Here is a 20,676-nt window from a genome sequence, read left to right on the forward strand (position 1 = left end):
GAGGCGCACCCTCTGTAGGGCGGGACTTGTCCCGCCTTGCTTTCTAGATCATCAGCCACGCGCTTGCGTCTCGGCTCTCAAAATACCAAAGCCGCTCTCCGGCGACCATTTTTCGCCAGTTTCGGCTCGAATCCACCAGGCCCAGCGGGTCCAGGATCGCGTCCACCTCGGCGACTTCCTCGGCGGTGGGCTCTACGACGTTCACGTCCACGCCCAGGCTGTCGACGTCGCCCGCGACCCAGACCTCCGCCGACCACAGCGCGTCGGCGCAGCTCTCGCCCGCGCCGCCCAGGGCGATGATCTTGCCCTGATGCGCCATGAAGCCCGACTGGTAGCCGATCTTGCCCTCGACCACGATGTTGCCGCCCTTCATCGCCACGCCGCAGCGCGGCCCGGCGTCGCCTTTCACATGGATTGTGCCGTTGATCATCGCCGCGCCCACGGACATGCCAGCATAGCCGCCCACGGTGATGTGGCCCTTGGACATGCCCTCGCCCACGGCCCAGCCCGCGTTGCGCTCGACCTCGATGCGGGCGCCGGTGTTCAGCCCGCCGCAGTAATACCCCACCGAGCCCTCAAAGCTGATCTTGCAGCCATCCGGCAGCCCGACGCCCAGGTTGTGGCGGCTCAGCGTGTTGACCACGCGGATCTCGTCGCCGCGTGCGGCGGCCTCTTGGATTTCCTCGTTGATCTCGCGGATGTGGCGCTCGCCGACGTCGACAATATGGGTCATGCAGCAAGGCTCCGGTTGCCGACGCCCCAGAGCGCGGTCATGGAGGGCCCGTCATAGTTGATCACGTCCTCCTCGCCCTGGAAGATGCGGCGCACGGCCTGCTCCTCGGTGGCCATGGCCAGGTCGCCCGCCTGGTCGATCACCACCAGGGGCTTCATGGCGTAGCGGTCCTTGGCGAAACCGATCCCGTCGGTCGTGGCGATCATGTAGGTGAAGACCCCGTCGATGGACCCGATGGACTTGGTCAGCGCTTGCGGCATGGTCAGCCCGGCCTTCATCTGGTCGCTGACCCAGACGGCGATCAGCTCAGAGTCGTTCTCGGTCAAGAAGCGGTAGCCCTGCCGGGTCAGCTGGTCGCGCTTGGTGAAGTAGTCGGTGATCTGGCCGTTATGCACGATGGCCACGTCGCTGAAGGGGCGGGCCCAGAAGGGGTGGCTGGCGTTGGGGCGCACGTCGGATTCCGTCGCCAGGCGCGCATGCCCCAGCCCATGCGTGCCCTCCATGTCGCGCACGCCGTGCTTATCGGCGACCTGCGCCGCGCCGCCCACATCCTTGATGATCTCCAGGCTGCGCCCGCAGCTTTGCACCTCGATCCGGTCGGTCAGCGTGTCGGCGTCGGCCACCCAGGCGGCCAGGTCGCGCGGGTCGGTCATCTCGACGCGGAAGCAGTAATAGGGCGCGGCATCGGTCAGCACCTGCGGGTCGGCGGCGAAGTCCGCGCCGTGGTCGGTCATGATCGCCTTGAGGTCCACCAGGTCGGCGTCGACCTTGGATTTATCATAGCCCATGCCGCGCAGCACATACCCGGCCTCGCGCGGCGGGCCGTAGATGGCGAAGCCGGTGCTATCGGCGCCGCGATGCTCTTGGGCGTCCATCAGATCGACGAGATCCCGCCCGACCTGGCCCGGCGCGTTCAGAATGCGCCCTGCGATTCCACACATTTTGGCTCCTCTCTTGGCTACTGTATACAGTATACAGAGATCTCGAGAGGGCAAGAGGGAATCGCGTCCCAGAGGTTAAAGCTTCTCCAGCAGCGCAAGAAAACGCGCGCGCTCCTCGGCGCTGAACCCGGTCAGCAGCCCGTCTAGAACGTCGCCCAGAACGCCCTGCAGGTCTTGGACCAACTCCGCGCCGCGCGGGGTCAGCCGCATTAGCCGCACGCGGGCGTCGCCCTCGGAGGTGTGGCGCTCGACCAGGCCCTTGCGCTCTAGCTCGCTTAGCTTACGGGTCATTTGGGACTTGTCGCGGGCCATGTGCTGGGCGAGCTCAAGGATGGGCGCCTCGCCAAGATCGGCCAGGGTCATCAGGATCATGCCGCCCCAGGGGCCCACATTCTCGACGTCCACGGCGGGGGCTTTCTGTTGCAGTTGCCCGTGGATGCGCCGCATCAGCCGGTCCACCGAGACGGCGATGCGCATAGATTGATCGTCTTTGGTTGACAAAGTCCACCTTTGGATTAAGTTGACTTCATCAACCTAATCAGCGCCGCGTGGCGGCGCAACGGCAAAGGGGTACAAGATGTCCAACGCGCAACAGATGGCCTTGCGGGCCGCCGCTATTCTCTGGGTGGTCTGGGGACTGGTGCATATGCTGGCCGGGGTGATCATCCTGTCCAGCGACGCCAGCGGGGGCTTCGCGGCGGTGGCTGACGCGGTCGACCCGGCGAGCCTGCAGCATGACTACGCGCCTGCGGTGGGCGGGATCTTGCATCAGCATGGTTGGAACCTGGGCTGGATCGGCGCGGCCACTGTGATCGCGGCCTATTTCATCTGGCGCGGGAACCTCACCGCGATCTGGGTCGCGGGCATGGTCGGCGGGCTGGCGGATGTGGGGTACCTGCTGTTCGTGGACTTCCCGGGCTATGCGAACTTCATGCCGGGCACGGTGATGACGATCGTGTCGGCCTCGGCGGTTCTGCTGAGCTTTCCGGTCTGGCTGCGGCAGCGTGGCGCAGCGGATTTGGCAGAAAATTAGGGGAATGTTAGGGCGAATCCCCGGATCATGGATCCGGGTGGGTGCGGCCGCACACCTTGCGTCTGTATTTCTGAATCCTGTATACAGGGATACAGAGCAGAGTGAGTTTCGCCCATGGCCCTCAAATCCATCCAACCCGCGCGACGCCGATTGGCGGACGAGGTCTATGACGAGCTGGTCGACGCGATCAAGCGGCGCGAGATCGGGCCAGAGGACAACCTGATCCAGGAAAAGCTGGCCGCAGAGATGAATATCAGCCGCACGCCGGTGCGCGAGGCGCTGATGCGGCTCGAGCAGGAGGGCGTGCTGACGGTGTCCAACCGCGGCACGTTCCGGCTGTATCAGATGGACGATGACGAGGTGAAGGAGCTTTACCAGTCCCGCGCCGCCGTCGAGGGCCAGGCGGCGCGCATCCTTGCGGTGCGCAACGACCCAAGCGAGATCGCTATGCTGCGCGAGATCGTGTCGCGCGAGGAAGGGCTGAACGATCACTCCGCCCGCGCCTATTTCGAGGCCAACCGCGCGATCCATCGGTCCTTTGTCGAGCTGGCGGGGAACCGTTACCTGCTGGAGATGTTCGACATGATCTGGGGCAAGGCGATGGCCTTTCAGATCTTCGCGACGATTGAGAACGTGGATCTGTCGCTGTCGCTGGGCGAGCATATGGCCTTGGTGGATGTCATCGCGACCGGTGACAGGACCGAGGCGCTTGAGGAGTTCACCCGCCATATCCAAGCGGGATTCGACCTGCAGATGCGCGGGCTGCATTCCTAAGATTTTTGCACGACTGCAAAGATTAATAAGACTGCGAGTCTCAATTATCGGCGCATCGGTCTCAATTTTCCCGATATTGGTCGGCTTTCTGCGGAATGTGTGGTGCTGCCGCATCGCCTTGGCCGGCGAAGGCAAGCTCTGCTTTGCAACGCGCCGGTCGCGCTCCTAAATGCCAGCGCACATGTAAATACCGGCCCTTCGCCGGAATAGAGCGCGGGGCAGGCGATGATCGACACGGCAATGGATTTTGGCAAGATCATCATTGCTGACTTGATCCTGTCTGGCGACAACGCATTGGTGATCGGCATGGCCGCCGCCGGGCTCTCGCCAGAGCTGCGCCGCAAGGCCATCATCTATGGCATGGTGATCGCCGCGGTCCTTCGCATCGTGTTCGCGGTCATCGCCACGACACTTTTGGGTATTCCTGGCATTCTCTTCGTCGGGGCGCTGTTGCTGATCTGGGTCTGTTGGCGGCTCTTTGTCGAGATCCGCGAGGGCGCCGGCGCCGAGGCCGAACACGCGATGGCGACGGCGGGGGACCCCGCGGGCGGCTATACGGGCGCGCCGCAGCGCACGATGCTTTCGGCGCTGATCTCGATCACCATCGCCGATGTGTCCATGTCGCTGGACAACGTGCTGGCCGTGGCGGCGATCGCCGACGGTGACAGGGTGATGCTGGTCTTTGGGCTGGGCCTGGCGATTGTCCTAATGGCGTTCTGCGCGACGATCATCATGAAACTGCTGACGCACTACCCCTGGATCTCTTGGCTGGGCCTGGTGGTGCTTGTCTATGTGGCCGGCGAGATGCTGTTCCGCGGCTTCTTTGACATCAACCACGGGATTGGCCCGATGCTGGGCCTCGTCGAGGGGATGCATTTGGGCAAGGGCGGGCACTGACCTAGCGCTGCCGCCGCGCCACCCGTTTGCACAACAAAACGACTGGAAGCAGACCAATCGCCGCGATCACAAGGCTGGGCACCGCCGCGCCCTCTAGGCGCTCGTCCGAGGCCAGCCGAAAGGCCTGCACGGCCAGCGTGTCATAGTTGAACGGGCGCAGGATAAGCGTCGCGGGCAGCTCCTTCATGACGTCCACGAAAACGATCAGCGCCGCGGTCAGAAGGCTCGGCGCCAAGATCGGCACATGCACCCGGCGCAGGGTCGAGAACACCGAGTGCCCAAGGACTCGCGAGGCCGCGTCCATGTTTGGGCTGACCGCGGCGATGCCGCCCTCGTAAGCCCCAAGCGCGGCGGCAAGAAAGCGCACCAGATAGGCGCCGATCAAAAGCCAAATCGAGCCGGTGATCAAAAGCCCGGTGCGGATGCCAAAATTCGCCTGCATCCAGGCGTCGAGCGCGTTGTCAAAGGCCGCGAAGGGCACCATTAACCCGACAGCGATCACGCCGCCGGGCACCGCATATCCCAGCCGCGCCACAAAGAAGCTGGTCGTCGACAGCCGACCCGGCCAGGCGCGCTGCACCGTGCCCAGCACCAGGGCCGCGCACAGGGTGACCGCGGCGGCCACACCGGCGAGCGTCAGCGAGTTCTGAATGAAACCGATGTAGCGGCGGCTCAGCAGGTCCTGCTCTGAGCCAATCGCCATCGACACCAGGGTGATCACCGGCACGATCACCCCAAGCAGCACGGGCAACAGGCACCCCGCCGCCGCGACCCAGCCAAGACCGCCCCGCAGGTCCATCCGGCTCATCCCTTCCTGGCGCTTGCCAGCGTGGTAGCGCGCGCCCCCCCTGTTTAGTCGCTCTGTCATCGCAAGCAGCAGCGCGAAGGCCGAAAGACCCAGCGCCAATTGCGCCGCGGCCGCGCGGTCGGCGAAGGTGAACCAGCTGCTGTAGATGCCGGTGGCGAAGGTCTGCACGCTGAAATGGCTGACCGTGCCGAAATCCGCGATGGTCTCCATCGCCACCAGCAGGACGCCCGCGGCGATGGCGGGGCGGGCCATGGGCAAAGAGACCGTCAGAAAGGCGCTCCACGGCTTTCGGCCCAGCGCGCGCGCCGCAAAGAAGGTTGTTGCGCTTTGCCCGAGGAAAGCCGCGCGGGCCAAGAGGTAAACATACGGGTACAGCACCAAGGCCAGCATGGCGGCGGCCCCGCCCAAGGACCGGATCTCTGGGAACCAGTAGTCGCGCGGCCCCCAGCCCGTGACGCCCCGCAGGGTCGCCTGCACGATGCCCGGGTGGTCCAAGATATGCGTGTAGGCATAGGCAAGCACATAGGCGGGGAAGGCCAGGGGTATCACCAAGGCGACCTCTAACCAGCGGCGCCCCGGAAACTCGGTCATGACGACCAGCCATGCCGTGCCGGTGCCAATGAGAAACGCCAGTGATCCCACCGCTGCGACCAGCGCCAGCGTGGACCCGGTATATCGCCACAAGACGGTGCTTGCGAGGTGGGACAGCGTCTCTGTCCCGCCTGTAAGTGCCGCCAATATCACCGCGACATGCGGCAAAACACAGATCACCGCGACGGCAACCGCCAACACCGCAAGACCGCGACCGCCGAGCGTCCATCTATGATTTGGTTTCGTGGACAAGGTTTTGACGCTTCACTCCGCAGACAAGGGAGCGTTTTAGTCAGGAACCCGCCGCACGGCAACCAGCGACGTCAATCTGTGCGGTTGTAACCCGCCGTGCGCCTAGAAGACGAAATCGTTTTGGTCCAGGTCCCCCAGCGATACACCCGCCAGGGTGATCGTGCCCGTGCCGGTGTCGATCACCACATCCGCGCCCACTTGGTTTATCGCTCCTGAGCTTTGCATCTGCGCAAAGCTGGTCAGCCCCGTGATCCCGGCCAGCGAGATATCCTCGGCGTCATTGGTGGCCTCGAACCCCAGGATCGTGTCGTTGCCGTGGAAGTCGAAGAACACGAACAGGTCATTGCCGCCTTCGCCGTTCATCGTGTCGTCACCGGCGCCGCCGTCCAGTGTGTCGTCATCCAGCCAACCTACCAGGTAGTCGTTGCCATCCTCGCCAACCAGCAGGTCGTTCCCCACGCCGCCGGACAGAGTGTCATCGCCGATCCAGCCCCAGAGCTGATCCGCGCCGTCGCCGCCCTCCAGCAAGTCGCGCCCAGTTCCACCCGCCAAAGTGTCCTGACCATTTCCGCCAAAGAGCTGATCGTCCTCGCTATCCCCGCTCAGGCTGTCATTGCCGCCGCCGCCGATCAGCGTGTCCCAGCCCTGGCCGCCATAAAGGAAATCGTTGCCCGACCAGCCGTCCAGCAGGTCGCTATCCTCTTCGCCGATCAAGGTGTCGCTGCCCGCGCCTCCGTTCAATGTGTCGAGGCCGAGCCAGCCAAAAAGGATGTCGTGGTTGTTCCCACCCAGCAGCGAGTCGTCCCCCCGGCCCCCGGTGACCGTGTCATTCCCATTGCCGCCGTTGAGAGTGTCGTTCTCATTATCGCCGTTCAAGAGGTCATCGCCGTTCCCGCCCAGAACGGAGTCATTGCCGTTGCCGGCATAGACGGCGTCGTTGCCGCCGCGCGCGACCAGGACGTTGCCCACCTCGTTGCCGATAAGCGTGTCGTTGCCTGCCCCGGAATTCACATTCTCGATGGTGGTGTCGCGCGCGATCACCAGGTTGCCGATGCGCCCCCCGACATTCGAGGCCGCCTCGGCATAGAGGTTGATCAACTGGTCGCTGGTCACCGGCGTGAAATCCAGCGTATCGGTGCCGCCCGTGTCATAGATTGTGACGGCGGTATAGTTCCCGTCGTAGACGGCGGGATCCGAAGCCACCTCGCCAAAGAAATGCTGAAAGTAGTCGCCCAGATAGCCGCCCACCGTAGAGTTCGCGCCGTACACGGTGTCTCCGGCATGGGCGGTCACATTGCTGCCGTAGAGGTTCTGAATGGCCACAATATCCGCCGCCATCAGCGACACCGTGTAGCCGAAATCCCCCACCACATTGTAATTCTCGGACTGGCTGAAATAGGACATCACCGTCTGCTGCCAGCTGTCGTTGAGATAGCTGTTGTCGTTGCCGTATTCCGCCGAGCCATTATACGGGCCGCCATGTCCCAGGCCGAGCGCGTGCCCGATCTCGTGCATGTAGGTCTGAAACGAATAGCTGTCGATGGTGGTGCCATAGCTGGACAGCCATGCCGTGGACACGTTGATGGTCGCCGACCGGATTGTGCCGCCAGAGTAACTGAAGTTGGCATATGCGCCGCTTTGATTGTCATCAAAGGTAATCTGCGCGCCGCTCGACACCTCTTGGAATTGGAGCCCGCTTACATTCGTCCAGGCCTCCAATGCCCATCGCGCAAGCTGTTGCCCTTCTGCCGTCAACCCGGTGATGTTCACCGTGATCGTGTCGCTGACACTCGCATTGAAAGCACGCTGCGTGCCGCCCCAATAGGTGTTGGTCAGTTGCGATGCGATCTGGTCCAGGCTGCTTTGCGCATATGCGGTCCCGGCGGCGACGGATAGTTCGTAATCTCCCGCGCTAAACCTGAAATCTTCCGCCGAGACATAGATGGTCCCGGTATAGGTGGCGGTGTAGTTCACAAACGCGTTGTCGCCGGTGCCGCCATTGTCATTGTAGCCGATGAAATTCCCGCCGCTGTCGTACAGCCGCAAGTAGGCATCGCCAATCCCGCCGCTGGCCGCCGAATTGAGCGAGATGGCGTAGGTCTGCCCGGCGACGACGTCGACGGCCACCCAGTCAACGTCAAAACGAGACAGCGTTCCAAAAAGGGTGTCGCCCACGGACAAAGAGTAGGGCGTTGAGATGCCTCCGGGGGCGTCAGTGTTCTCTAAGAAATCGGCCAGAATGCCGGTCGGGCGGTCCTCGGCGAGCGCGCTATAGCTGCACTCGTCCTCGAAAGGATGGAACGCTTGGCAGATCGTACACACCTTGGGAATCCTCGCGGTTTGTCTTCCGCAAAACTCGCATCGCCTTCTTAATTTATGCCCAAGTCAGCCGTGGAAATGCTTAAAATGCGTTCCATTCTGCCCGCACTTGACGGGTTCGACTTTTGCGCCGCGCCATGATTTTGCGGCGGGACGCGTGGCTTGAATTTCGGGCTTCGAGAGTTCCGTATAGGTGGTGCGAATCAACCCAGAACCACCAGAGGGGCCAATTGTCGGATGATCCTTGTGTAAGCTTGAATTCTTGGTGCGCTTGTCGCGAATTGGCTCGCCGAGACCATAATTGGCCCAAAAAGTAAGCGATCTGCAGCCCATTCGGTGACATGACATCATGATGATGGACATCGAGAGTTTCTGACTTTAAAGCTCATACTTGTAAACTGGACGACGTAAGGTTTTGAAAACCTTGGGGTAGCGGCGTCGAATTTCTGAAGGCGTGCCCTGGGTGGAGGTGCAAAACGGGTTATACAGATTTGAAATGATTGAGTACATCAAAAACTTAACATTTGCTCAAAAACAAGCCGTTCTCGTATTAGTTGATATCCTGCTGCTTCCAATCGCGCTGTTTTCTGCGATTCTTGTGCAGTTTGGGTGGAGCGCGTTGGCTGAACATGTCTGGCGCGTGGCCCCGATGCTGGCCCTCGTGGCGGTGGTGGCGGCGGCGCTTAGCATTTTGTTGCGAATTCCAAACACCAGGTTGGTTGCCTATGATTATGGCGGCGTCCAGAAGACCGGGGTGTTTGCCGCGTTGGTGGCGCTTACGGCGGGTGTTCTGGGGGGCTTCCAGGGGCTCGATCTGGGCTGGGGCACATACGTTGTTTTTGGGCTGGTTTTCTTTCTGGCGTCGGTCTTTGCCCGGTTCGCAATGCTGCAGTTCCTGTTGCTTGTCTACCAGCGCGATACGTCGAGGTGCCGGGTCCTGATCTACGGCGCGGGCACGACCGGTTTGCAGTTGGCGCACGCGCTGCGCGCGCATGATGTCATCGTTCCGGTGGCCTTTGCCGATGACAATGCGGTGCTGCAAGGGCAGCGGATCGCGGGCCTGCCCGTTCTAAAGCCCAGCCGCGTGCCCAGCTTTGCCGCGGAGCGTGGCGTCGATCGCGTCCTTTTGGCGATGCCATCGCTCAGCCTGCCGAAGCAGACCCAGATCGCCCGTCGCTTGGAAGAGACCGGTTTGGAAGTGCAGGCACTGCCATCCTTTGCACAGCTCATTGGAGAAGAGGCGCTGGTCGAAAAGTTCGCGCCTGTGCTGCCGGGCCAGTTGCTTGGGCGCGCGCAGGTGGGCGACAGTTGGCCCGCCGAAGACAGCGAATATTCCGGGCGCACGATCCTAGTCTCGGGCGCGGGCGGATCCATTGGAAGCGAGCTCTGCCGGCAGGTTCTGGCCGGCAAGCCCGCAAAGCTTGTCCTCTATGAGCTTAGCGAGCTCGCGCTCTACACAATCAACGCCGAGCTTGGTGGTCTCGCGCGTGATGCTGGGACCGAAATCGTGCCCATTCTGGGGTCTGTGACGGACGCGCGTCTGGCCCGGAAGGTTCTAAATGAGCACGAGGTGGACATTGTCCTTCACGCCGCGGCCTATAAACACGTCCCATTGGTCGAGGCGAACGCGCTTTCGGGGTTGGCCAACAACGTCCTAGGGACGTCCACATTGGCAAGGGCCTCGCTAGAGGCCGGCGTGAAGCGTTTCATTCTGGTGTCATCTGACAAGGCCGTGCGACCGACCAATGTGATGGGGCCCTCCAAGCGCCTGGCAGAGCTGGTGGTGCAGGACCTAGCAGCGCGCAGTGACGGCACGATCTTTGCGATGGTCCGGTTTGGCAACGTGCTTGGCTCCAGCGGGAGTGTCATCCCGCTTTTTCAGGAGCAGATCGCGCGTGGCGGCCCGGTGACGCTGACGCACCCGGATGTTAAGCGCTACTTTATGACCGTGCAGGAGGCCGTGCGGTTGGTGCTGCGCGCGTCAAGCTTCGCCAAGGGCGGCGAGGTGTTTGTGCTGGACATGGGGCAACCGGTCCAGATCGCAAAACTCGCCCGTCAGATGGTTGAGGGCGCCGGCTATTCGGTGCGGGACCGCGAGAATCCGGACGGGGATATCGAGGTTGTCATCACTGGGCTGCGGCCCGGCGAAAAACTCAACGAAGAGCTTCTGATTGGCGAGGGGCACCTGACCACCGCGCATGAAAAGATCTTTGCCGCGCGTGAGGTGAAGCTTTCTGAGATCGAAGTGGCCTCGGCATTGCGGACGCTGCGCGAGGCCGTGGCGACCGCCGACGAGAAGGCCGCGCTAAGTGTGGTTGGTCGTTGGGTCGAAGGCTGGAGCGGCGAAGGAGATGTCGTGGCGCCGGACACACAGCACCCGGCGTGAGCACATAGGCTTGCGGCAGGGCGGCGCTATACGGTTTCGGCGCACCGCACCGCCACCGGTTTACGCGTCCTGACGAACAACGTCGGTGATCAGAACGTCAGCGATGGTACTGCCTAACGTGCTTTGCGCGGCCTCCAGAAGCGAGGTCCGAAGTATGTCCATGCGCGCCGATTTTGTGAACGCGCCCTCAAAGCCGCCCGCATTGGCGTGGTCGAAAAGGACTTGCAGGAAGGTATCGCGCAGCTTTGGTTCCATGCGGTAAACCGCTTCGTTCTGGCCGAGTTCGACTTCAAGGCTCAGCGACATCACAACCAGGGCGCCGATCCGACCGTCGCGAACGACGGGCACCACGAATTGGTTGTTCAGTTTGACGTAATCATAGTCGCCGCTCTCCGCTTCGTCGTCTTCCTCCTTCGGCTCTTCCATATGTTCGTCTTCTTCGTGGTGAACGTCGCCGCAGGGGTTGTCCATGGCCATCGGGTCGGGCTCTGGACGCAGGGCGATCCCCGCGCCGACGCCGGCGCCAAGGCCGATCAGGGCCAATAAGATCGGGAGAATTTTACCAAGCATAGATCTTCGCCTCGGGTTTAGAAGGGCAGCACGATATCGGCGATTTGTTGACCGTAGCGCGGTTGCTGAACATCGGTGATCTGGCCGCGCCCGCCGTAAGAAATCCGGGCCGCCGCGATCTTGTCATAGGTGATCTCGTTCTGACGCGAGATATCCTCTGGGCGAACATATCCCGAGACCAGCAGCTCGCGCAGCTCGAAATTCACGCGGACTTCCTGCCGCCCCACGATCTGCAGCACGCCGTTTGGCAGCACGCCCTTGATGGTGGCGGCGATTCGCAGGGTCAGCTTTTCTTTGCGGCTGACGGAACCGTCGCCGCCGGAGCTGCTGGAGGAAGAGGTGGAGACGGCGGAATCCAGCGACGCGCCGTCCGGTAGGGCTTGGTTGATGCGCTCCGGGATTCCAAAGAAGTCGGAAATGCCCAGGCTTTCGGAGCCGCTGCGGGATCTGTTGGTGCTATTCGAAATCTCCGCTTTCTCGTCGATTTCGATCACCACGGTGAGGATGTCGCCCTGCTGCATCGCGCGGCGGTCCCCAAGCAGCGAGCCACGCGACCGAGACCAAAGCGAGGCGGTATCCACGTCCCGTCTGGGTTCCAGCGCAATGGGAAGCGGCTGGTTCATCATCGCATGGAATTCATCTGTACCCTGCGTCGGCGTGAATGTGGGTTCCTTGCCAATATGATCCAGCCGATCGCAGCCGATCAAAACCGTCAAAAGAGCCAGGCTCATAAGAAATGGGCGCATAAAGATTAGACCTTTAGTTGTAGAGGCTTAGATCCGGTCCGCCGACAGTGACCGCGCCGTCCTGACGCACGATCCCCGTGACCGTGGAGCGAGAGGCCAGGTTCATCACGCGAAGGCTGTCGCCCACGCCGGCCCGCGCCATCGAGCGCGCATCCGCCGCGATGGTCAGCCCGCCGCGGCGATAGATCAGCGTTACGATCTGGTTGCGCTCGATAATCGCCGGCGGGCCGACATCCTCGGGCTTGATCGGGCGACCCGCGTAAAGCGAAACGCGCGCCTCCAGCCCGACGGCCTCATCGAGATGGGACAGCATTCCTGGAATGGTCCGCTCGATCACCTTGACATCCTCAGGCCCCAAGAGGGTCTGCGCGCGCACTGTCCGTGTGGCGACAAGCGTCTCGGCCGCGACCGAGGACGCCAGAAGGGCAAAGAGGCAGCTAAGGCGCAGCATCAACGCACCTGCGTCGTGGCGGCCAGCATCTGGTCGGCCGCGGTGATCACCTTGGCGTTCAGCTCATATCCACGCTGCGCCTCGATCAGCTCGGTGATCTCGCGCACAGAATCAACGGAACTGGCCTCTATGTAACCCTGCCGAAGCGTGCCGCGGCCATTCTCGCCGGGAGGCCCCACAATGGCCGCGCCAGAGGCCGCGGTTTCGGTGAAAAGGTTGCCGCCGATAGCCTCAAGCCCCTTTGGGTTCGAGAAATCGGCCAGCGTGATCTGGCCCAGCAGCTCGGGGTTCACGCGGTCGTTAAAATGCGCGTACATCTCGCCATCCGCGTTGATCGAGATCGACGCGGCATCGTCCGGGATCGTCATATTCGGCACTAATGGGTAGCCGTCGGAATTGACCACGAGCCCGTCGCCGCTGCGTTTCAGCCCGCCGTCACGGGTATAGCCGGAGTTGCCCGACGGCAGCGTGACCTCCAGGTAGCCCTCGCCCTCGATGGCGACGTCGAGATCGCCGTTGGTTGCCTCCAACGCGCCTTGGGACAGCATCACCGAGACCGAGGCCGGTCGCACGCCCAGCCCAAGCTGCACGCCGGTCGGCAGAACCGTCCCGTCGGAGGCATTGATCGACCCGGCCCGCGCCATCTGTTGATAATGCAAATCGGCGAACTCTGCGCGGCGCGCGTTGTAGCCATTGGTGTTCATATTCGCGAGGTTGTTGGAAATCACCTCGACCCGCATCTGTTGGGCGCTCATGCCTGTGGCGGCGATACTTAGGGCGCGCATGGTGGCTCTCCTTTACCTGATTTATTTTCCAAGGGTCTGCATGACGCTTCGGACCCGCTCGTGCTCTTGATCCAGGAATTTCTGGCCCAGCTCATAGGCGTGTTGCACTTCGATCATGCGGGCGATTTCGTTGACCGCGTTCACGTTCGAGCCCTCAACGAAGCCTTGCAGGATCACGGCGTTTTCAACGGGCAGGGGCTCTCCACCACCGGCGAAACGTGCCCCGCCGCGGCGCTCCAATTGCGTGGGATCCGAGGGCAAGAAGAGCCCAATCTGGTTGATAGGCGTGCCGTCCGCGCTGAGCGTGCCGTCCGTGGCCAGCGCGATGGATCGCGCATCCGGCGGCACAAAGATCGGCGCGCCGCCACCGTCCAATAGGCGCGCGCCGTCCGGAGCCACCAGCTCGCCCTCTTGATTCGGCGTGAAACTGCCGGCGCGGGTCAGCATCTGGCCCTCTGGCGTTTCGAGTAAAAAGAAGCCTTCCCCCTCAATGCCGAAATCAAAAGTCCCGCCGGTTGGTTTCAGCGCGGCCTGCGAAAAATCGACCGCGCGCACATTCGCATGCGCCATCGAAAGCGACGGCTCGCCCGGCGCCAAGGCCTTCACGAACTCGGAGAACACCACGCCCTCCGCCCGGTATCCCGTGGTCGAGACATTGGCGATGTTATTCGCAACGGTCTGCATCTCGCGCATAAGCCCGGACTGCCGACTGAGCGTTGTGTAGCCTGTGTTGTCCATTCTCTAACCGCCCGCGATGAGGGGGATCAGTTGACCCCTAAAAAAGCTGGTAAGCGTCTCGGTCATAAAGCCCATGGTGACCCAGAAAACCGCCACAATTGCGGCGAGCTTTGGGACGAAAGTGAGCGTCATCTCCTGCACCGAGGTCAGCGCCTGGAACAGGCCAATTATCAGGCCCGCGATCAGCGCCACCACCAGAATTGGCGTCGAGATCATAACGGCGCTCCACAGGCCCTGGCGCATCGTGTCGTAGAAGACGAGCTCATCCATCATGGCGTTAGACCGGCATCCGCAGGATTTCTTGGTAGGCCTCGACCACCTTGTCGCGCAGGGTCACGGCGGTCTCGACCGCCAGTTCGGTCTGAGCGAGGGCCTGCACCAAAGCGTGCGGGTCCGCATCGCCGGTCATGGCCGCCTTCGCGGTAGCCTCGCCCTCTTGCAAGGTGGTGACGAAATCCTCCGCCAGCTTGGAAAAGCCGGTGTCGACCGGCTGCGCCTCGGGCAGGGGCTGCGGCTGCGTGGCGGGACGGGTGTTGATATAGGCCTCAGCGGCCAGGGTGGACCGGATGTTCATCTATGACTCCTATCTGCGTAGAAGTTCGAGCAAGCGGGTGGACATTTGCCGGGCCTGCTCGAACATTTTGAGGTTCGCCTCGTAGCTTCGCTGCGCTTCGCGCGCGTCCGCTATTTCGACAACCAGATCGACATTCGAACCGAAATAGTTGCCGCTTTCGCCCGCCATAGGATGGCTGGGGTCGAAAATCTCTGGCAGGTCGCGCTGGTCCAGCTGCACCTGCCCCGTTTCCACTTTGCCGGTCATACGCCCGGCTTCCATCGTCTCATTAAAAGAGATCGTTTTGCGCCTGTAGCCGGGCGTGTCTGCGTTCGCGATGTTTTCTGACACATGGCGCAGCCGCGCGGATTGCGCCTGCATACCGCTGGCCGAGGCCTCTAGGGTCCTTAGAATATCATTCATCTGTCAGGTTCCCTATCGACCGGTGCGAACAGAGCTGCGCATAATGCCAAGCGCGCTTTGATAGATGGTGATGGCGCGGTTATGCGCGCTTTGCGCGCGCACGGCCTCGACCATCTCTCGCTCGATGGAAACCGAGTTGCCGCCGGGGCTCTGCCCGTCTGGGCGATAAAAAGCCTCGATTGCGCCCTGGCCGGTCACCGGCCCCAAATGATGCCCAGGCCGGGTGGCGCGTAGCCCGTCCGACGAGGACCCTGCTTGATAGGTCTCGGAAAAAGGTTTGACGTCCTGGGCGCGGTAGCCCGGGGTGTCCGCGTTTGCGAGATTCGCGGCGATCTTCGCCTGCCGCGCACTCGCGTGTTTCGCCATACCAATGGCGGTTTGAAAGATCTCTAGCCGTCCAAACAAAGGGTTTCTCCCTTTCTGCCTCAATCAAGCTTTAACTCTGATTCGTTTAGAAAAAGTTGTCGCAAATCTTTTGGAGGGCAGATGAACAGCATTGGCTTGGACGTATTGATGTCGGAGGTGCGCGCGATCGCGCCGGTGCGGCCGGTGGGGCGGGTCATCGCGATCAAGTCGGGCACGATCACCGTCGCGGGGCTCTCGGACGTTGCGGCGCTTGGCGATCTGGTGTGGCTGAACGAGACCGCGGAAAGGCCGGTGCAGGGCGAGATCATTTCGCTCTCGACCGAGGAAGCGCTGGTCTTGCCGAACGGGCAGGTTGATGGCCTGCAAATTGGCGACCGGGTGGTGATGACCCCGCAGCAGGGCGTCGCCCCCCATTCAAGCTGGATCGGGCGGGTGATCGACCCCTATGGCAACGCGCTGGATGACGGGCCGATCCTGCGGGGGCCAAAGATCTACCCGCTGCGGGGGGCGCCCATCAACCCGACCGAGCGGCGCGGTCTGGGGGCCCGGCTGGAAACCGGCATGAAGGTGTTCAACACGCTGTTGCCGCTGGTGCGTGGGCAGCGCATTGGCCTGTTCTCGGGCTCGGGGATTGGCAAGTCGACGCTGCTTGCGCGCTTCGCGCTGGGCGTGCAGGCCGATGTGGTTGTGATCGCCCTAATTGGCGAGCGCGGGCGAGAGGTGCGCGAGTTTGTCGAGCGTGTCCTGGGGGCCGAGGGCATGCAGCGCTCTGTCGTGATCGCCGCCACGTCCGATACCGCGCCGATGGTACGCCGGCGCTGCGCCTGGACGGCGATGGCTGTGGCCGAGCATTTCCGCGACGAGGGCAAGCAGGTGCTGCTTTTGGCGGATAGCGTCACGCGGTTCGCCGATGCGCATCGCGAGATCGCCTTGGCCGCGGGCGAGGCCGCCGGGCTGCGCGGCTACCCGCCGTCGACCATGCCGTTGATCACCGCCCTTTGCGAGCGGGCGGGCCCCGGCACCGATCAGACCGGCGACATCACGGCGGTGTTCAGCGTGCTGGTGGCCGGATCCGATATGGAAGAGCCCGTCGCGGACACGCTGCGCGGGGTCCTGGACGGGCATGTGGTCTTGGATCGAAAGATTGCCGAACGCGGTCGGTTCCCGGCGATTGATTTGCTGCGGTCGGTGTCGCGGTCCCTGCCGGGCGCGGCGACCGAGCCGGAGAACGCAATCATCTCGTCCGCGCGCAGCCTGCTTGGCACCTATGACCGGTCCGAGATGATGGTGCAGGCGGGGCTATACACGATGGGCACGGACGCGAATATCGACGCGGCCATCGCGGCCTTCCCCAAGCTCGATACCTTCATCACCATGCGCGAGGATGTGGGGATCACGGCCAGTTTTCAATCCCTTGCGCAATGCGTCGGGGATTAGGCCTAGCCGAAGAGCCCGCCACCGATATTGGCGTTCTGTAGCAGGGTCAGCGCGGCTGAGGCGCCGGTGATACTTGCCGTGCCGGCGGCGATCTCGGACCGCACAAGGAACAGGCGGATCAGCTCCTCGCGCTTTTCCGGATCGGCGAATTGGCTTACCTCGGCATCGCCGAAACGCTGCGAGGCGGCGTCTCTGAACCCGGTCAACTGCAGATCGATGTCCAAGCTTCCAAAGGAGCTGGGCAAGCCCAAGGCGGTCTCAAAGACCTGCCGCACCGGGGGCTGACCCATGACCAGGAACCAGCGCCCGTCATCGGTGGTGCTTTCCTCCAGAAGCGTGTCCAGCTCGCGATCGAGGGAGAGGGCCAAGCGCATATTGGTGTCGGCATTGCCGACTGCCACTTCAAATTGGCGTTCCTTATAGAGCGATGTGATCTCCTGCGGGAAATCCGACAGCTCTGTGTTCGGGATTGGGAAGTCGCCGAAACCGAACGCCTCGGCCATGGCAAAATAGCGCTTGTCCGAGAGCCGATTGCCCAGCGAGTCAGGGTCTAACGTGCCATCCTCAAGGATCTTTTGGATGAAGAACTTGTTGTTGATGTCCTCGTCCAGGCCAAACGCGCCAAGGGCCACCTCCAGGAGGCGCCGGTCATCGACCAGCGCCTCAGCGGTTTTGATTTCGCCGATATTCTCTTCGAAATAGGTCGTGTTGCGCTGGATCAACTGCGAGTTTTCGAACGCTTCCTGCTGGCTCTCGCGGGTGCGCTGGAGGAAAGTCCAGCCGGCGAAGCCGCTGAGCGGGACGACCGGCTGGTAGGTCATTGCATCCGGCCCGCCAAGAGGCGGTCCTCGCGCGGGAGCAGGTCGCGCAGCGCCTTGAGGGCCTGGTAGAACTGCTTTTCCATCACCGCCTCGGTCGCGGCGGTGAGTTGTTTGCGGCTATCGGGATCAGACATGGCTTGGCTGAGCTGCTCGATGCCGCGCAGGATCTGATGTTTCGCCTCGTCCGGTTCAACGTCGCCCGACAAGACCAGCTGCGCGATGTAGCACACGCGTCGAACGGGGGTCGTGACCTCCTCGGGGTGGATGGCGTCCCGCAGGCGCAGGATGTTCGCGTTTGGCGTCACAATGGAGAATCGCGACCGGCGATCGCCGTTCTCAATCACCGCGCCGTTTATCAGAACGCGTTCCTTGGGACCAAGTTTTAGGATCAAGCCACTCATCTTGCGGACTCCTGCTGGCGCAGACCGCGCATGATTGATGTGTTGATGTCGACCAGAACTTCGGCGCTGGCCTTGCCGTCGAGCACCTTGGTCGTGTGGAGCATCGAGAACTCCGCCAGGTACACGATCTGCGCGCGAAGCTGCCGCGGCAGGGCGTTGCCTGGGTCGGCCACGTCCGAGGCGAGCAGGACCCAGAGTTTTCGGTTGTCGTCAAGTGCGGCCGCGAGATCCGCGAACCCGAGCTTACCGCGCGCCATGGCGGATTTGATCCGGCCAGTGATTTGCGCGAAGACGTCGAATTCGGTGCTTTGATGCGTGCGGATTGGGGCGGCTGCGGAAGAATAGGCCGTTCGGGCCAGATCGAGAGCGTTCACGTCGGATCCTTCCGAGAGGGGAATGGGGTTTGGTGGTGTGAAAACGGCGGATCCGGGGCGCGCGCGAGGGGAGCGCGCCCCGGACCATTAGCTTACCGGAACAGCGACAGGATCGACTGCGGCGACTGGTTCGCGATGGACAGCGCCTGGATGCCCAGCTGCTGCTGAACCTGAAGCGCCTGCAAACGTGCCGAGGCTTCTTCCATGTCGGCGTCCACCAGCGCGCCAATGCCCGATTTCAGCGAGTCGGTCAGCTTGCCGATGAAGTCCGACTGCGTCTCGATCCGACCAGCAACCGAGCCGAACGCCGCAGCAGATGCGGTGGCCGACTGGATCATGCTCTCGATATTGCCGAGTGCCGTGGTCGCGCCGGCGGAGGTGCTCACATCCATGGTCTCAAGCTGCGCGAGCGCGCCAGAGCCACGCTCTTGGGTCAGGGTCACGCCAATACCAGCCTGGCTGGTGTTGTTGGTCACCGTCAACTGACCGGTGACGCCCAAGTCGAGTGTGAAGTCAGAGGTGTTAAGCCCGGACTGCTGCAGGCCGTTCTTCAGGCCGGCCAGAACGGCATCGTTGGTGTCGTTCTGCTGCACAACGTAGGAGCCTTCGGTGTCACCGATCTTTAGGCGGATAACGTCGCCTTCGACCAGACCGGTCGTTACAGCAGTGTCGACACCAGCCTCAGAGGCTTTCTGAGCCGTCGTGCCAACTGCCGTTCCCAAAGTATCCAAGAACGCCGCGCCAAGGGCAACGATCACCTCGTCGTCGAGGCCACCGTTTTCGGTCAGAGTGGCGGTGTCAGCGGTCACGGCAGTGACCGAGGTGCCAGCCGTGGTCGACAGGTTCTGCGCGTCCACACCGATATTCGAAACGGTCACACCACCAGAGTTGTCGCGGTCGAGGGATGACAGGATATCCGCGCCCAGATTGCCGTTCGAGTTAAACTCGGTCGACGAACCATCCACCAGGTTCAGGCCGTTGAACTGGGCAGCGCCCACAACGGACTTGATCTGGCCACGCAGAGCTTCAACGTCGTCCTGGATCTTGGAGCGGTCAACGTTGTCGGCCTGCGCCGCGACGATCTTGTCCTTCATCTGCGTGAGCAGGTCAGTCACAGTCTCCGAGGCCTGACGAGCAACAGCGACGGTGGATTCACCGAGCGCGAGGCTGTCCGAGATGGCCTTGAAGCCCTGCACGTCCGACTCCATAACCTTGGAGATCGACCATACTGCGGAGTTGTCTTTGGCAGAGCCGACGGCCTTACCGGTCGAGATCATCTCTTGGGTCTTGGCGAGGTTGGAGTTGATACCCTTCAGGGTCTGCAGCGCGACCATCGCGCTGTTGTTCGTAAGAATGCTGGACATTCGGTTTTCCTTTTGTCAGCCGACGCATTTTGCGCCGATTAGGTAGAAATCGCCCGTTTGGGCGGGTGCGATTGCCATTCTGACAAGTGCTGACCACGGTGTTATCCCGTGGCGCGCCACCCCCAGGGTGCAGGCCCGGTTCTCCACCGAAAAAGGAAAAAGAGTGTGAAGGCCGTGTGGCGATGATGTGCCGAATTGCCTAAAACTCATAGTTAACATAAGGTGTTAGGCGCGGCGTACCTCCTTTGAGCTTGGCGTCGCCATCTCTGTTTTTTGCCCGGATTGATCATAGGTGCTTAGCCCGGGGCGCGGTTCGCGCATCGCGCGCAGCCTGTCCAGCGCCGATCCAATCCCGGCCCGCATGGCGTCATATAGAATGCCGTTGCGCTCTGTCTGTTCGCGCAGTCGCGTCAAAACATCGGGATCCACGCGGGTCTTGGCCAGCGCGTTCACCAGCCGCTCTTTTTCAACGGCGAGCCCTTCGAGCCGTTCGTACTCGCCACTCAATATAGCGGCGCGTTCCCGGGTCAGGAGATCCTCTAGCGCCTCATGCGTGTCTTGCACGTCAAAGAATCCCATCGTTTCTCTCCTTTAGGGCTTCGAACAGATGCTCGGCCAGGCCGATCCCGCCGGCCTTGGCGATTTCTTCGGCATGGGCTTGGCGCAGGAAGGATCCGAATTGATCCTCGCCAGCGCCGCCTCCGAAGGATTCGCGCGAGGCGCCGGCACCGGCGTGCTTCAGCATCTCGGCAAGAAAGGACGCCTCTAGCTGTTCCGCAATCGCGCGCAGCTTGGCGTCGCCGCTCTCTGTGGCGGTCTGGCGAAGGTCCCCACGCTGCGCTGATTGTTGGCCGGGACCGGCCAGGGGATTTGTCACTGCGTCCATCACGACACTCCGCACAATTCGAACTAA

At 62.3% G+C, this 20,676-nt stretch carries 26 protein-coding genes; 5 read left to right on the forward strand and 21 right to left on the reverse strand.

The annotated features are described in order from the left end of the window. Positions 1-43: 43 nt before the first annotated feature. From AIOL_RS20615 to AIOL_RS20625, 3 genes are all read right to left on the reverse strand, one after another. Positions 44-733, reverse strand: a complete 690-nt coding sequence (locus tag AIOL_RS20615; RefSeq protein WP_049644707.1) for a GltB/FmdC/FwdC-like GXGXG domain-containing protein — start codon at positions 731-733, stop codon at positions 44-46. Then, entirely contained in the window at positions 730-1,674 is a 945-nt protein-coding gene (locus AIOL_RS20620; RefSeq protein WP_049644708.1) for a hypothetical protein, read from the reverse strand. The genes AIOL_RS20615 and AIOL_RS20620 overlap by 4 nt, the downstream gene beginning before the upstream one ends. A gap of 75 nt (positions 1,675-1,749) precedes the next feature. Then, positions 1,750-2,151 carry a MarR family winged helix-turn-helix transcriptional regulator gene (locus AIOL_RS20625; protein WP_049644709.1) on the reverse strand — a complete coding sequence of 134 codons (402 nt, stop codon included), beginning with the start codon at positions 2,149-2,151 and terminating at the stop codon, positions 1,750-1,752. 100 nt (positions 2,152-2,251) lie between these two features. Between AIOL_RS20625 and AIOL_RS20630 the strand changes: the two genes are divergently transcribed. The 3 genes from AIOL_RS20630 (at position 2,252) to AIOL_RS20640 (ending at position 4,378) form a co-directional block, all read left to right on the forward strand. Continuing rightward, positions 2,252-2,707 carry a hypothetical protein gene (locus tag AIOL_RS20630; RefSeq protein WP_049644710.1) on the forward strand — a complete coding sequence of 152 codons (456 nt, stop codon included), beginning with the start codon at positions 2,252-2,254 and terminating at the stop codon, positions 2,705-2,707. Between the two features lie 114 nt (positions 2,708-2,821). After that, a complete protein-coding gene (locus AIOL_RS20635; RefSeq protein WP_082152710.1) occupies positions 2,822-3,481 on the forward strand; it encodes a GntR family transcriptional regulator in 660 nt (219 codons plus the stop codon). Between the two features lie 225 nt (positions 3,482-3,706). After that, entirely contained in the window at positions 3,707-4,378 is a 672-nt protein-coding gene (locus AIOL_RS20640; protein WP_049644712.1) for a TerC family protein, read from the forward strand. A 1-nt stretch (position 4,379) separates the two neighbouring features. Here AIOL_RS20640 and AIOL_RS20645 read toward each other — a convergent pair whose 3' ends face one another. The 3 genes from AIOL_RS20645 to AIOL_RS25280 all read right to left on the reverse strand — a co-directional run bounded on the left by AIOL_RS20645 (position 4,380) and on the right by AIOL_RS25280 (position 8,711). Continuing rightward, the gene (locus AIOL_RS20645; protein ID WP_394298929.1) at positions 4,380-5,978 is read right to left on the reverse strand and encodes an ABC transporter permease; all 1,599 of its coding nucleotides are present in this window, start codon (positions 5,976-5,978) and stop codon (positions 4,380-4,382) included. A gap of 153 nt (positions 5,979-6,131) precedes the next feature. Next, positions 6,132-8,351, reverse strand: coding sequence for a M10 family metallopeptidase (locus AIOL_RS20650; protein ID WP_049644714.1), 2,220 nt, complete (start codon positions 8,349-8,351; stop codon positions 6,132-6,134). 63 nt (positions 8,352-8,414) lie between these two features. Next, positions 8,415-8,711 carry a hypothetical protein gene (locus AIOL_RS25280; protein ID WP_152912618.1) on the reverse strand — a complete coding sequence of 99 codons (297 nt, stop codon included), beginning with the start codon at positions 8,709-8,711 and terminating at the stop codon, positions 8,415-8,417. A gap of 133 nt (positions 8,712-8,844) precedes the next feature. Here AIOL_RS25280 and AIOL_RS20655 point away from each other — a divergent pair, with 133 nt between their 5' ends. Next, positions 8,845-10,734 (forward strand): polysaccharide biosynthesis protein, encoded by a 1,890-nt coding sequence (locus AIOL_RS20655; RefSeq protein WP_049644715.1) that lies wholly within the window; start codon positions 8,845-8,847, stop codon positions 10,732-10,734. 60 nt (positions 10,735-10,794) lie between these two features. Here the strand turns inward: AIOL_RS20655 and AIOL_RS20660 are convergent, their stop codons facing one another. The 9 genes from AIOL_RS20660 to AIOL_RS20700 are packed head-to-tail and all read right to left on the reverse strand — an operon-like array spanning position 10,795 to position 15,405. Then, positions 10,795-11,304 (reverse strand): flagellar basal body-associated FliL family protein, encoded by a 510-nt coding sequence (locus AIOL_RS20660; RefSeq protein WP_049644716.1) that lies wholly within the window; start codon positions 11,302-11,304, stop codon positions 10,795-10,797. 17 nt (positions 11,305-11,321) lie between these two features. Then, a complete protein-coding gene (gene flgH, locus AIOL_RS20665; RefSeq protein ID WP_049644717.1) occupies positions 11,322-12,050 on the reverse strand; it encodes a flagellar basal body L-ring protein FlgH in 729 nt (242 codons plus the stop codon). A 13-nt stretch (positions 12,051-12,063) separates the two neighbouring features. Further along, positions 12,064-12,498 carry a flagellar basal body P-ring formation chaperone FlgA gene (gene flgA / locus AIOL_RS20670; RefSeq protein ID WP_394298941.1) on the reverse strand — a complete coding sequence of 145 codons (435 nt, stop codon included), beginning with the start codon at positions 12,496-12,498 and terminating at the stop codon, positions 12,064-12,066. A 2-nt stretch (positions 12,499-12,500) separates the two neighbouring features. Continuing rightward, positions 12,501-13,286: a flagellar basal-body rod protein FlgG gene (flgG, locus tag AIOL_RS20675; RefSeq protein WP_049644719.1), complete on the reverse strand. Its 786-nt coding sequence runs from the start codon at positions 13,284-13,286 to the stop codon at positions 12,501-12,503. A gap of 21 nt (positions 13,287-13,307) precedes the next feature. After that, a complete protein-coding gene (locus tag AIOL_RS20680) occupies positions 13,308-14,024 on the reverse strand; it encodes a flagellar hook-basal body complex protein (protein ID WP_049644720.1) in 717 nt (238 codons plus the stop codon). Between the two features lie 3 nt (positions 14,025-14,027). After that, positions 14,028-14,297 carry a flagellar biosynthetic protein FliQ gene (locus AIOL_RS20685; RefSeq protein ID WP_049644721.1) on the reverse strand — a complete coding sequence of 90 codons (270 nt, stop codon included), beginning with the start codon at positions 14,295-14,297 and terminating at the stop codon, positions 14,028-14,030. A 4-nt stretch (positions 14,298-14,301) separates the two neighbouring features. After that, positions 14,302-14,598, reverse strand: coding sequence for a flagellar hook-basal body complex protein FliE (fliE, locus tag AIOL_RS25285; RefSeq protein WP_049644722.1), 297 nt, complete (start codon positions 14,596-14,598; stop codon positions 14,302-14,304). Positions 14,599-14,607: 9 nt separating this feature from the next. Beyond that, a complete protein-coding gene (flgC, locus tag AIOL_RS25290) occupies positions 14,608-15,000 on the reverse strand; it encodes a flagellar basal body rod protein FlgC (protein ID WP_049644723.1) in 393 nt (130 codons plus the stop codon). A gap of 12 nt (positions 15,001-15,012) precedes the next feature. After that, entirely contained in the window at positions 15,013-15,405 is a 393-nt protein-coding gene (locus tag AIOL_RS20700) for a FlgB family protein (RefSeq protein WP_152912620.1), read from the reverse strand. An 81-nt stretch (positions 15,406-15,486) separates the two neighbouring features. Between AIOL_RS20700 and AIOL_RS20705 the strand changes: the two genes are divergently transcribed. Next, a complete protein-coding gene (locus AIOL_RS20705) occupies positions 15,487-16,803 on the forward strand; it encodes a FliI/YscN family ATPase (RefSeq protein WP_049644725.1) in 1,317 nt (438 codons plus the stop codon). A 2-nt stretch (positions 16,804-16,805) separates the two neighbouring features. Here the strand turns inward: AIOL_RS20705 and AIOL_RS20710 are convergent, their stop codons facing one another. From AIOL_RS20710 to AIOL_RS20735, 6 genes are all read right to left on the reverse strand, one after another. Further along, positions 16,806-17,624, reverse strand: a complete 819-nt coding sequence (locus AIOL_RS20710; protein ID WP_049644726.1) for a DUF1217 domain-containing protein — start codon at positions 17,622-17,624, stop codon at positions 16,806-16,808. Further along, the gene (gene flbT / locus AIOL_RS20715; protein ID WP_049644727.1) at positions 17,621-18,025 is read right to left on the reverse strand and encodes a flagellar biosynthesis repressor FlbT; all 405 of its coding nucleotides are present in this window, start codon (positions 18,023-18,025) and stop codon (positions 17,621-17,623) included. Before flbT ends, AIOL_RS20710 begins: the two co-directional genes overlap by 4 nt. Beyond that, a complete protein-coding gene (flaF, locus tag AIOL_RS20720) occupies positions 18,022-18,399 on the reverse strand; it encodes a flagellar biosynthesis regulator FlaF (RefSeq protein WP_049644728.1) in 378 nt (125 codons plus the stop codon). The genes flbT and flaF overlap by 4 nt, the downstream gene beginning before the upstream one ends. Before the next feature lie 92 nt (positions 18,400-18,491). Continuing rightward, positions 18,492-19,763 carry a flagellin gene (locus AIOL_RS20725; RefSeq protein WP_049644729.1) on the reverse strand — a complete coding sequence of 424 codons (1,272 nt, stop codon included), beginning with the start codon at positions 19,761-19,763 and terminating at the stop codon, positions 18,492-18,494. 225 nt (positions 19,764-19,988) lie between these two features. Further along, on the reverse strand, positions 19,989-20,342 hold the full coding sequence (locus tag AIOL_RS20730; protein ID WP_049644730.1) for a flagellar protein FlgN: 354 nt from the start codon (positions 20,340-20,342) through the stop codon (positions 19,989-19,991). Then, complete coding sequence (locus tag AIOL_RS20735) at positions 20,329-20,649, reverse strand: rod-binding protein (protein WP_082152711.1); 321 nt, start codon at positions 20,647-20,649, stop codon at positions 20,329-20,331. The genes AIOL_RS20730 and AIOL_RS20735 overlap by 14 nt, the downstream gene beginning before the upstream one ends. Positions 20,650-20,676: the final 27 nt, after the last annotated feature.

Origin of the sequence: Candidatus Rhodobacter oscarellae, from assembly GCF_001078595.1 — a bacterium.
Taxonomy (GTDB): domain Bacteria; phylum Pseudomonadota; class Alphaproteobacteria; order Rhodobacterales; family Rhodobacteraceae; genus Rhodobacter_B; species Rhodobacter_B oscarellae.